Origin of the sequence: Brucella gallinifaecis (assembly GCF_006476605.1) — a bacterium.
GTDB lineage: Bacteria > Pseudomonadota > Alphaproteobacteria > Rhizobiales > Rhizobiaceae > Brucella > Brucella gallinifaecis.
Genome location: NZ_ML636803.1, coordinates 196,281 through 208,788 on the forward strand (window position 1 = coordinate 196,281; position 12,508 = coordinate 208,788).

Here is a 12,508-nt window from a genome sequence, read left to right on the forward strand (position 1 = left end):
CCCGCTTGCGCAGATAATTGCCATACCACAATAGATTTATCAGTGCCGCAAACGCTTTTCCTTGCGTTCGATAGAGTGAGTGATTAAACTGTGTGCTAATTGCATCATGCACATCAAATGAGCATATTTTGATCGCTAATCTTGAATTGCCTTTAAATATACGCAACGTGGTCGTTCCAAACCGCGTTTTTCTTGCGCCGATGTCGGGCGTTTCCGATCTTCCGTTTCGCAGGCGTGCTGCCGAGGCGGGTGCTGGTATGGTTGTTTCGGAAATGGTCGCAAGTGCGGAACTTTGTAACCGTCATAAAGAAAGCATGTTACGGCTGTCCGGAACGGGGCTTGGCACGCATGTTGTGCAGCTTGCAGGCCGTGAAGCGCACTGGATGGGGGAAGCAGCAAAGATTGCCGAGGGTGAAGGCGCTGATATTATCGACATTAATATGGGCTGTCCTGCCAAGAAGGTGACGGGAGGCTATTCCGGTTCGGCATTGATGCGCGATCTTGATCATGCCATGACCTTGGTTGAGGCAACAGTAAAGGCTGTGAAAGTACCGGTTACGTTGAAAATGCGTCTGGGCTGGGATGAGAACAGTATCAACGCACCTGAGCTTGCAAAACGTGCTGAAGATGCTGGTATTGCGATGATAACAGTTCATGGCCGCACGCGTTGTCAGTTTTATGAGGGGAAGGCTGATTGGGACGCTATTCAGGCTGTGCGCAATGTTGTGAAAATTCCACTGGTTGCCAATGGTGATGTGACATCGCGGGCTGATGCGCAAGAGTTGTTGCGTCGCTCAGGTGCTGATGCCGTGATGATCGGTCGTGCTTCCTATGGCCAGCCATGGCTTGCCGGACTGATTGCCGGCAGTGATTTTGCACCGCGAACAGGCGTTGATATTCTTTCTTATATTATAAGACATTACGAGGATATGCTCGACCATTATGGTAGCAAAACGGGTGTCCGTCATTCGAGGAAGCATCTTGGCTGGTATCTTGAACGCCATGCGGGTAGCGCATTCTCATCTGAAGATAAGGCTGAAATCATGAGGCTCATTGATCCTGAAGCGGTTATTGCGGCACTGACGCGGATTTTTCTGTGTGAAGCAGACAGAAAGGTTGCATAATGGGCAGCAAGAGTGAACTGACAGGCATTCCGGGCATTATACTGGATGCGATCAATCAGCCTGTGATCATGGTGAGCGGCGACAATCATATTGTTTATGCCAATATGGATGCGGAGCAGTTTTTCCGCTCTGGTTCATCTATTCTGGCACGCAATTCTCTTGAATCTTTCTTGCCTTTCGGAAGCCCCTTGCTGGCTCTGGTGGATCAGGTTCGAACGGCTCAGGTTCCTGTGAATGAATATCGCGTCGATATTTCTTCGCCAAAGCTTGGTGCCGAGCGTATTGTAGATATTTATGTAGCGCCGGTGATTGAAACTCCTGGTGCCGTGGTGATCCTTTTCAAAGAAAAAACCATGGCGGAAAAGATTGACCGTCAGATGACCCATCGCGGGGCTGCGCGTTCGGTCACGGGTCTTGCGTCGATGCTGGCGCATGAAATCAAGAATCCGCTTTCAGGCATTCGTGGTGCTGCGCAATTGCTTGAACAGGTGGTTGGTGATGATGATCGTGCGCTGGCGCGGCTTATTACTGATGAAACCGATCGCATCGTGAAGCTTGTTGATCGTATGGAAGTGTTTTCCGATGAGCGACCTATCGAGCGCACGGCGGTTAATATCTATTCGGTGCTCGATCATGTGAAGACTTTGGCACGCAATGGGTTTGCCCGGCATATCCGCTTTATTGAGGAATATGACCCCTCGCTTCCGCCAGTTTATGCCAATCGCGATCAGTTGGTGCAGGTGTTTCTTAATCTGGTTAAAAATGCGGCGGAAGCATTGGGTGAGCGTGACGATGCTGAAATTACGCTCTCGACCGCCTATCGCCCAGGCATCCGCCTGCAGGTGCCGGGCGCCAGTGATCGTGTGGCTCTGCCACTGGAATTTTGTGTGCATGATAATGGTCCGGGTGTGCCGGAAGATATGTTGCCGCATTTGTTTGATCCCTTTGTGACGACCAAGACCAATGGGTCCGGTCTCGGACTGGCGCTTGTGGCCAAAATCATTGGAGATCATGGCGGTGTGATTGAGTGCGACAGTCAGCAGGCGCGTACAACATTTCGCATACTCATGCCGCAATGGAAGAGTTCAGCTGATAATATGTCTGCAAAGACAGGAGATAACGCATGATTGCCGGACGTCCGACTGGTACAATACTTGTTGCCGATGATGATGCTGCAATTCGCACAGTGCTTAATCAGGCGCTCTCGCGTGCAGGCTATGATGTGTGGGCAACATCGAATGCGACCTCGCTCTGGCGCTGGATAGCAGCCGGTGATGGCGATCTGGTGATTACAGATGTCAATATGCCGGATGAAAATGCATTTGATTTGCTGCCGCGCATCAAGAAAATGCGCCCGGAGCTGCCGATTGTGGTGATGAGTGCTCAGAATACATTTATGACAGCGATCCGGGCTTCGGAAGCTGGGGCTTACGAGTATCTGCCGAAGCCTTTTGACCTGACAGAGTTGATCAATATTGTCGGTCGTGCGCTTTCTGAGCCAAAGCATAAGCCTGCTGCGGTTATTCCTGATGAGCAGGCTGATAATATGCCGCTGGTTGGACGTTCTCCGGCCATGCAGGAAATCTATCGCGTATTGGCTCGCATGATGCAGACTGATCTGACCATGATGGTCACGGGTGAGTCCGGCACTGGTAAGGAGCTTGTTGCACGCGCTCTTCATGAATATGGGCGTCGCCGTAAAGGGCCGTTTGTCGCCATCAATATGGCTGCGATTCCGCGTGATCTGATTGAATCAGAACTGTTCGGTCATGAAAAGGGGGCATTTACCGGTGCTCAGAATCGTTCCAGCGGGCGTTTTGAACAGGCCAATGGCGGAACACTTTTTCTTGATGAAATTGGCGATATGCCGATGGAAGCGCAGACGCGCTTGCTGCGTGTGTTGCAACAGGGCGAATATATGACGGTCGGCGGGCGTACGCCGATCAAGACCGATGTGCGGATTGTGGCGGCAACCAATAAGGATTTGCGCCAGCTTATAGCACAGGGATTGTTCCGCGAAGACCTCTACTATCGTCTGAATGTGGTGCCGCTGCGTTTGCCGCCGCTTCGCGAGCGTAGTGAAGATGTGCCGGATCTGGTGCGCCATTTTTTCAAGCGTGCCGCCGAAGAAGGTTTGCCAGAGAAACGGATCACTTCTGCCGGTTTCGAAATGATGCGCCGCTATCCATGGCCGGGCAATGTTCGTGAGCTTGAAAACCTCGTTCGCAGACTTTCTGCCCTTTATCCGCAGGATGAGATTTCGCCGGAGATCATTGAATCCGAGTTGAAATCGGAGGTTTCCAAGATGGATATTCCGATTGCTGTTGCCGGAGACATAGAGAACATTACCATTTCACAGGTGGTGGAGCAGAATATGCAGCGCTACTTTGCGTCTTTTGGAGTGGATTTGCCGCCGCCCGGTCTTTACCATCGTGTTCTGGCAGAGCTTGAATATCCGCTGATCCTTGCTTGTCTGACCGCAACGCGCGGCAATCAGATCAAGGCTGCCGAGATTCTTGGGCTTAATCGCAATACGTTGCGCAAGAAGATCAGAGAGCTTGGTGTGAACATATATCGGGGTGCAAAACCTTGATAATCAAGCGGTAGGCCTTTTCTCAATTGCACGGACCTTCATTTAGAACGCCGATCTGATTCAATCAGTTCGGCATTCTAAATATTTGTTTTAAAGGCGCATCCTTGATCGAAATCCGTGTCACAGTTTTCGGGATGCGCTCTAAACTGTAAACAATCGTTGCATTTTCGCCACAATGCGTTGCGTAGATGCAACGCTATTGGGTAATATGGTTAATATGAATACAGCGAATCTGACGACAGGTCTTGAAAAGACGGAGCGATCATCGCGTGGTGGTGAGGGGCGCAGGCTTCTTGCATTGCCGGGTATTATCACCGTTGTGCTGGCGCTGATCACCGCTTCCATTTCGTTTGCGATCCTGATCGGCATCACGCCAATTACGCCAGATCGCGCCGTTACGCTTGCGCTGGTCATTATCAATGTCGCGCTGATTATCTTTCTTATACTTCTGATTTGCCGTGAGATTTATCGCATTGTATCGGCACGCAGATCTGGAAAAGCGGCTTCACGGCTTCACGTTCGCATTGTTGCACTTTTTTCGCTGATTGCTGCTGTTCCTGCAATTGTGGTGGCTATTGTTGCGTCTGTTACGCTTAATCTCGGGCTTGATCGCTGGTTTGATACCAATACGCGCGATATTGTCAGTTCATCGCAAAATCTGACAACTGCTTATATTCGGGAAACGGCGCTCAATCTGCAAAGCACGTCATTTTCGATGTTGCAGGAGCTTGATGCGCAACGCACAGTTTATAGCCTCGATCGAGGTGGTTTTATCCGCTATATGACACTCCAGGCTGGAGGTCGCGGTCTGCTTGGTGCATTCCTTGTGCGTGAAAACGGGGATGTCGTCGTTAGAAGCGAGACAGGTGTTGAAACACGGCTTCCGCCGCCAACCAAAGATGCATTGAAAACCGCTGCCGATGGCAAGCCGGTTATCATTCCGCCGGGCAACAGTAATTTTGTCGGTGCGGTAATCAAGATGCGCGAGATACCGGATCTTTATCTCTACACGGTTCGTGCAGTCGATCAGCAAATCCTGGATTCTATGCGGCTGATGGAAGCCAATACGCAACGCTATCAGGAAATGGATGCGAACCGCATTCCAACACAGATTGCGTTTGCGCTTTTATATTTTGGTTTGACGCTGATTGTTCTTCTGTCGGCAATCTGGACCGGTATTGCTGTTGCTGACCGTCTTGTGCGTCCAATCAGGCTTCTTATTGGCGCAGCAGATGATGTGGCTGCCGGTAATCTCAATGTTTCGGTGCCGGTGCGTTCGTCAGATGGTGATGTTGGTGCGTTGTCTGTCACATTCAACAATATGGTTGAGGAACTTAACAGCCAGCGCAATGAGCTTTTGTCGGCTAAAGACCAGATTGATGAACGTCGCCGCTTTTCAGAGGCAGTGCTTTCTGGTGTTACTGCCGGGGTTATTGGTATTGAAACCGATGGATCCATCTCAATTCTCAATCGCTCTGCCGAACATATGTTTGGCGTGAGTTCAGATGATGCCATTGGCAAAAGCCTGAGCAGCATAGCGCCTGAAATCGGACAGGCATTTGAGGTTGCCCGCACGACCGAACGTGCCATGTATCGTGAGCAGGTTAGCATGACACGGGGCGGTGTTGCCCGCAGTTTCAATGTTCAGGTAACGGTTGAGGATGCGGATTCAGACGATCATTCCTATGTCGTAACGGTTGATGATATTACGGATCTTGTTCAGGCGCAGCGTTCTTCCGCCTGGGCTGATGTTGCGCGGCGTATTGCGCATGAGATTAAAAACCCGCTAACCCCGATTCAACTTTCTGCGGAACGTATTCGCCGTCGCTATGGCAAGGTCATTACTGAAGATCGTGAAGTTTTTGATCAATGTACGGATACGATTATTCGTCAGGTTGGTGATATCGGACGCATGGTCGATGAATTCTCGGCCTTTGCCCGTATGCCCAAGCCGGAAATGAAGGTCATGGACATTCGCGAAGCTTTGCGTGAAGCATCTTTTCTTATCGAAGTGAGCCGTCAGGATATTAAATTCACCAATGAATATGGTTCTGACGCGTTGATTGGTTCTTTTGACAGTCGTTTGCTTGGTCAAGCATTTGGCAATGTTATCAAGAATGCCAGCGAAGCAATTGATGCGGTGCTAAAAGAAGAGCGCGGCGAAGGACATATTCTTGTTCGTTCTTATAAAGCCAATGGGCATCTGGTGGTCGACATCATTGATAATGGCAAAGGTCTGCCAGGTGATGATCGCCAGAAATTGCTGGAGCCTTATATGACTACGCGGGAAAAAGGCACAGGGCTTGGTCTGGCCATTGTTCGCAAGATCGTGGAAGACCACGGTGGATATATGGAATTGCATGATGCGCCGGCGGACTTTTACGGAGGGCGTGGCGCAATGATACGTATGATCTTTCCTGAGGTTTCTGCCGGGCTGACCGGTACGGAAGAAGGAAATCCCGGAAACGAGACAGTTGGGCAGGTGAACTGATATGGCAGCCGATATTCTTGTAGTTGACGACGAAACGGATATTCGGGAACTTGTTGCAGGCATCCTCAGCGATGAAGGCTATGAAACCCGGACAGCATTTGATGCGGATAGCGCTCTTGCGGCTATAGATGATCGTGTGCCGCGTCTGGTTTTTCTGGATATATGGTTACAGGGGAGTCGTCTGGATGGTCTTGCGCTTCTTGATGAAATCAAGAAGCAGCACCCGGATTTGCCTGTCGTGATGATTTCCGGTCATGGCAATGTGGAAACGGCTGTCTCTGCTATCCGACGTGGTGCTTATGATTTTATCGAGAAGCCTTTCAAGGCTGATCGTCTTATTCTGGTCGCTGAACGAGCGCTCGAAACATCTAAACTCAAGCGCGAAGTGTCCAGTCTTCGTAAGCGCGGCGGCAACAGTATGGAATTGATTGGAGCGTCGCTGGCGATCAATCAGTTGCGCCAGACCATTGAACGTGTTGCGCCAACCAATAGCCGCATCATGATAACCGGACCTTCCGGTGCGGGTAAAGAACTGGCAGCACGTGCTATTCACGCTCAATCCAGCCGTGCAAACGGTCCATTTGTGACCGTCAATGCTGCAACCATTACGCCAGAGCGTATGGAAATTGAGCTTTTCGGTACTGAAATGGATGGTGGAGAACGCAAGGTCGGTGCGCTTGAAGAAGCGCATGGCGGTATTCTTTATCTCGACGAAGTCGCCGATATGCCGCGTGAAACACAAAACAAGATTTTGCGTGTTCTGGTCGATCAGCAGTTTGAGCGGGTGGGGGGAACCAAGCGCGTGAAGGTTGATGTCCGTATCATCTCATCCACGGCTCAGAACCTTGAAGGCATGATTGCGGAAGGCACTTTCCGCGAAGACCTTTTTCATCGTCTTTCAGTGGTGCCTGTGCATGTGCCGCCTTTGGCTTCGCGCCGCGAGGACATTCCGTCACTCGTTGAATATTTTATGACGCAGATTGCAGAACAGGCGGGTATCAAGCCGCGCAAGATAGGCTCTGATGCAATGGCTGTTTTGCAGTCGCATAGCTGGCCGGGCAATATTCGTCAGTTGCGCAACAATGTTGAGCGATTGATGATTCTGGCGCGTGGCGATGATCCTGATGCGCCAGTGACGGCTGATCTCCTGCCGGCAGAAATTGGTGATACGCTGCCGCGTGCACCAACGGAATCGGATCAACACATCATGGCTCTTCCTTTACGTGAAGCACGTGAGCGATTTGAGAAGGAATATCTCATTGCGCAGATTAATCGCTTTGGTGGAAATATCTCGCGTACGGCGGAGTTTGTCGGCATGGAACGCTCGGCATTACACCGCAAGCTCAAGTCACTTGGCGTATAATAGATAAGTTAAATCAGGCGGGACGATCATGCGCGTAATCGTGTGCGGGGCAGGGCAGGTTGGCTATGGTATCGCCGAGCGGCTTGCGGCTGAAGAAAATGACGTCTCTGTCATTGATACTTCTGCTCGCCATATCGAGATTGTGCGTGATACGCTGGATGTGCGCGGGTTTGTTGGTCATGGATCCCATCCTGATGTTCTGGCTGCGGCCGGTGCCAATGAAGCTGACATGATTATTGCGGTTACGCTGTCTGACGAGGTCAATATGGTGGCTTGTCAGGTGGCGCATTCGGTTTTTAATGTGCCGACCAAGATCGCGCGTATTCGGGCACAATCCTATCTCAATGCTGAATATCAGGACCTGTTTTTACGTGAAAACCTGCCGATTGATGTGATTATTTCGCCCGAGCTGGAAGTCGGCGAAGTGGTTCTGCGACGTATCGCCTTGCAGGGTGCCACCGATGTGTTGCGCTTTGCTGATGACAAGATCATTGGTCTTGCAATCGAGTGTCTGGAAGAATGCCCTGTTATCAATACGCCGCTGAAACAACTCTCCGATTTGTTTCCAGATCTGGCAGCAACAGTTGTTGGTGTTGTGCGAAATGGCAGTCTGTTTATCCCGCGTTCGAGTGACCAGCTCAATGTTGGCGATTTAGCCTATGTGGTGACAACCCGCGAGCAGGTTCGCAGGACGCTTTCACTGTTTGGGCATGAGAAGCCGGAAGCACATCGTATTGTCATCGCGGGTGGCGGCAATATCGGGCTATATGTCGCCAAAGCCATTGAAGAACGCAAATGGCAAACCCGCATCAAGATGATCGAAAGCGAGCATGAGCGGGCGTTTACAATTGCAGATCAGTTAAAACGGACCATGGTTTTGCATGGAAGTGCGCTTGATCAGGCGCTTTTGCAGGAAGCGGATATTGAGGATGCAGATTTATTTGTTGCACTGACCAATCAGGATCAGGTCAATATCCTTTCCAGCATTATGGCAAAACGTCTTGGCTGCAAGGCGAATATGGCGTTGATCAATACGGTTGCCTATCAGGATTTCACGCCCATGGTGGGGATTGATGCCTATATCAATCCGAAAGCCGTAACCGTGTCAAAAATATTGCAGCATGTCCGGCGTGGTCGTATCCGCGCGGTTTATAGTGTCTATCGGGACATGGCTGAAATCATTGAGGCGGAGGCACTTGAGACATCGTCGCTGGTCGGTGCGCCTCTTCGTGATCTTGAATTGCCGGAAGGTTTGCGAGTTGGCGCAATTTATCGCAATGGACAGGTTATCCAGCCCAATGGGGATGTCAGGATCAAGCCAAAGGACCGGGTTGTGATTTTTGCAACTGCTGAAGCAATCAAGCATGTGGAACAGATGTTCCGGGTCAGCCTTGAATTTTTCTGACTCTGGCTGCTGTTGTTTAATCGATCTTTTCAAAGAACAGATGCTACAGGGACTTATTTCTGCACAGATGGATTCATTATTGTTTCAAATGACTGAAAAAGTTGGAGATTTTGCAATCTGTAAGATTTGCTTACCAGAGCATTCCTGAATTAAGTTGAAATATTAGAAATGCTCTATCTATTTGTTTTTACGCACATCTTGTTCTGAAATTGGCTTCCCACTTTTCAGGATATGCTCTGGCTTTTGAATTTGCCGGTTGCACAAAGATTTTCATCCTGTTAACCGAAGCTTAAGAGCGAAGCAGTTGTCTTTCCACAGCAATTGCGGTTGGCGACTGGTGTTGCGCTGCCTGGGAGCTTGATTTATGTGTATGGGCGTGTTCGTCTGGCATGAGCGAACAAAATGCTGATCGATTAAAGGAATAAAAACAATGGCTGAACGATCGCAAAATCTTCAAGACCTTTTTCTCAATTCTGTACGCAAGCAGAAAATTTCACTGACCATTTTTCTTATTAATGGTGTGAAGCTTACGGGTATCGTAACGTCTTTTGATAATTTCTGCGTATTGTTGCGCCGCGATGGGCATTCGCAGCTTGTTTACAAGCATGCAATCTCGACCATCATGCCAAGCCAGCCTGTGCAGATGTTTGAGGGTGAGGAAGCCTGACGCTTTTCTGTTTGATATTGGTCAGTTTATGGCTGGTGCGAGGTGATTGCCTGAAAGGTATCACTTGGCACTGGCTTTTTCGATTCTGAACCAGCCTCTGACGGGCTTGGGATCATGATTTGATTGACCGGGGCGTCTTCTGTTTGAAACTGCTTATGCGAAGACCTATCTGCTTGAGCAATTGGGTGCCGTATCCCGGAGTAAGTATATTTGTCGAAATTCAAGGATAAGAACGTAACGCCTGCTGATGACAAGAATGGATTTGGTCTGTCTGAGCCAGAACCCACCAGAGCTGCGGTGATCGTTCCAATTTTGCCAGAACGGCATAATGTCAGCACTGCCAGTGAAGAAGGCGAACGGCCTCAGTTCCAGCGTTCCAACGAAGCGCGGCTGGAAGAAGCCGTTGGTCTTGCACGTGCGATTAATCTTGAAATTGCCCATGCGGAAAGTGTCATCGTCAACCAGCCGCGCCCTGCAACGCTTCTGGGGACTGGCAAGGTTGAGGCAATCGCTGAAATTCTTGAAGATAAACTAATTGATCTTGTCATTGTCGATCATTCTTTGACACCGGTGCAGCAGCGTAATCTTGAAAAAGAGTGGAACGTCAAGGTTATCGATCGTACGGGGCTCATTCTGGAGATATTTGGCGAGAGAGCGCGTACCAAGGAAGGTGCGTTGCAGGTAGAGCTTGCGCATCTGAACTATCAAAAGGGCCGCCTGGTCAGAAGCTGGACCCACCTTGAGCGCCAGCGTGGCGGTGGCGGTTTTCTCGGTGGTCCGGGTGAAACACAGATCGAAGCCGACAGACGTATGCTTCAGGAGAAGATTCTGAAGATAAAGCGTGAGCTTGAAACGGTTGTGCGAACCCGCAGCTTGCATCGACAGAAGCGCCGCAAGGTGCCGCATCCGGTGGTCGCACTGGTTGGCTATACCAATGCGGGTAAATCAACATTGTTCAATCGTATGACCGGCGCGGATGTGCTGGCGGAAGATATGTTGTTTGCCACGCTTGATCCCACCTTGCGGCGCATTCGTCTCCCGCATGGCGAGACGGTCATTCTTTCCGATACGGTTGGCTTTATCTCGAACCTTCCGCATCATCTTGTGGCTGCGTTTCGTGCAACACTTGAAGAGGTTGTTGAAGCCGATCTCATTTTGCATGTGCGCGATATTTCCGACCCGGATAATGCGTCACAGGCTGAGGATGTTGAAACCATTCTTGCAGGGCTTGATGTCGAGCCACATGATCATAAGCGCGTGATCCAGGTGTGGAATAAAATTGACAATCTGGATGAAGCTGGCCGTGAAGCGGCATTGCGCCTGGCTGCCGCAGGTGGTGACGAGGGGCGGCCAATCCCGCTTTCAGCATGGACGGGTGAAGGTGTTGACAGGTTGTTATCCCTCATCGAGAGCCGCATTGCTGGTGCGCTTGGTGCGATTGATGTCGTGCTTTCACCGGCTGAGCTACGTATTCTCGACTGGATTTACCAGCATGGCAGTGAAGTAAAGCGCGAAGATCTTGAGGACGGCTCTGTTCGTATTCAGGCTTGCCTGACGGAAACCGCCCGCAAAATGCTGGATGAGAAACGCGGGATCAAGCCTGTCGAGCCCGATTGTGACTAGTGTGGTGGATTTGAAGTTCCTATCATGTGTCTTGCATTCCCGTTTAGGAACTTCAAATCTGTAAACCACACTAGATTCAATAATTTACTAGTATGGCTTTGGACTCGAAATTCGCTCAGTTGACTGCAATACAGTGATACGAATTTCGGGTCCGCCATACTGGTATTGATCGACATCTTGCGGAACATGGCTGCAAAGCCCTATGTATGGTACATCCATACGATTCATATTCGGTATAAATATGCAGAGGCCCATAATGAGAGATCCAATTGAAACCGTGATGAACCTCGTGCCAATGGTTGTCGAACAGACAAACCGTGGCGAGCGGGCCTATGATATTTTTTCACGTTTGCTGAAAGAACGCATCATCTTCGTCAATGGTCCTGTAGAAGACGGCATGTCGATGCTGATCTGTGCGCAGCTGCTCTTTCTCGAGTCTGAAAACCCGAAGAAAGAGATTAACATGTATATCAACTCGCCCGGTGGCGTGGTTACGTCTGGTATGGCGATTTATGATACGATGCAGTTCATCAAGCCGCCAGTTTCCACGCTTTGCATGGGGCAGGCCGCTTCCATGGGGTCATTGCTTTTGACCGCAGGTGCAACTGGCCAGCGTTACGCCCTGCCTAATGCCCGTATTATGGTTCATCAGCCATCGGGTGGTTTCCAGGGGCAGGCATCCGATATTGAGCGTCATGCGCAGGACATCATCAAGATGAAGCGCCGTCTCAATGAAATCTACGTCAAGCATACTGGCCGCGATTATGAGACCATTGAGCGTACGCTCGATCGTGATCATTTCATGACGGCACAGGAAGCGCTTGAATTCGGTCTGATCGACAAGGTGATCGAATCGCGTGAAGTGGCAGCTGAAGAAACCAAGTAATTTATAGAGGTGGCTGGCTGCCTTTTCATATTTTAATGTGGTTTGCCACAAAAGGGGCTTATTTCGTGGTCCTACGTGAAACTTATGGCTTCATATTAAGGATCTGTTGGGGTTCCACACGCTAATATTGTTCAGATTGTGCCGAATCTCGACCGGGGATATGATTTTTCATTTGTTCCCTGGCTGAGGTTCTGCAAAAGTTGCCATAAAGGCTTATTCGGTCGGAAAGCCTGGGGTGACTGGAACCCGAAGACTTGTAAGCAGTGCGTAAAAGCTGCTGATGGAACCAGCCAGAAGCGTGTTTTGCTTTCTGGATGGGGCCGAACCGGAAAAAACGATTGGAATGGGTGTGGACA

The 12,508-nt window shown here is 50.1% G+C and carries 9 protein-coding genes; all 9 read left to right on the forward strand.

Annotation, left to right across the window (positions count from 1 at the left end):
• Window positions 1–131: 131 nt before the first annotated feature.
• The 9 genes from dusB to clpP all read left to right on the forward strand — a co-directional run bounded on the left by dusB (window position 132) and on the right by clpP (window position 12,152).
• On the forward strand, window positions 132–1,124 hold the full coding sequence (gene dusB / locus FHY56_RS07555; protein WP_193556769.1) for a tRNA dihydrouridine synthase DusB: 993 nt from the start codon (window positions 132–134) through the stop codon (window positions 1,122–1,124).
• Entirely contained in the window at window positions 1,124–2,251 is a 1,128-nt protein-coding gene (locus FHY56_RS07560) for a two-component system sensor histidine kinase NtrB (protein WP_140904565.1), read from the forward strand. The genes dusB and FHY56_RS07560 overlap by 1 nt, the downstream gene beginning before the upstream one ends.
• Window positions 2,248–3,717 carry a nitrogen regulation protein NR(I) gene (gene ntrC, locus FHY56_RS07565; protein WP_140904566.1) on the forward strand — a complete coding sequence of 490 codons (1,470 nt, stop codon included), beginning with the start codon at window positions 2,248–2,250 and terminating at the stop codon, window positions 3,715–3,717. Before FHY56_RS07560 ends, ntrC begins: the two co-directional genes overlap by 4 nt.
• Before the next feature lie 175 nt (window positions 3,718–3,892).
• Window positions 3,893–6,208 (forward strand): sensor histidine kinase NtrY-like, encoded by a 2,316-nt coding sequence (locus FHY56_RS07570; RefSeq protein WP_140904567.1) that lies wholly within the window; start codon window positions 3,893–3,895, stop codon window positions 6,206–6,208.
• 1 nt (window position 6,209) lies between these two features.
• Entirely contained in the window at window positions 6,210–7,571 is a 1,362-nt protein-coding gene (ntrX, locus tag FHY56_RS07575; protein ID WP_140904568.1) for a nitrogen assimilation response regulator NtrX, read from the forward strand.
• Window positions 7,572–7,599: 28 nt separating this feature from the next.
• Window positions 7,600–8,976 carry a Trk system potassium transporter TrkA gene (gene trkA, locus FHY56_RS07580; RefSeq protein ID WP_140904569.1) on the forward strand — a complete coding sequence of 459 codons (1,377 nt, stop codon included), beginning with the start codon at window positions 7,600–7,602 and terminating at the stop codon, window positions 8,974–8,976.
• Between the two features lie 430 nt (window positions 8,977–9,406).
• A complete protein-coding gene (gene hfq / locus FHY56_RS07585) occupies window positions 9,407–9,643 on the forward strand; it encodes an RNA chaperone Hfq (protein ID WP_002964239.1) in 237 nt (78 codons plus the stop codon).
• 210 nt (window positions 9,644–9,853) lie between these two features.
• On the forward strand, window positions 9,854–11,266 hold the full coding sequence (hflX, locus tag FHY56_RS07590; protein ID WP_140904570.1) for a GTPase HflX: 1,413 nt from the start codon (window positions 9,854–9,856) through the stop codon (window positions 11,264–11,266).
• Between the two features lie 256 nt (window positions 11,267–11,522).
• Window positions 11,523–12,152 (forward strand): ATP-dependent Clp endopeptidase proteolytic subunit ClpP, encoded by a 630-nt coding sequence (clpP, locus tag FHY56_RS07595; protein ID WP_140904571.1) that lies wholly within the window; start codon window positions 11,523–11,525, stop codon window positions 12,150–12,152.
• Window positions 12,153–12,508: the final 356 nt, after the last annotated feature.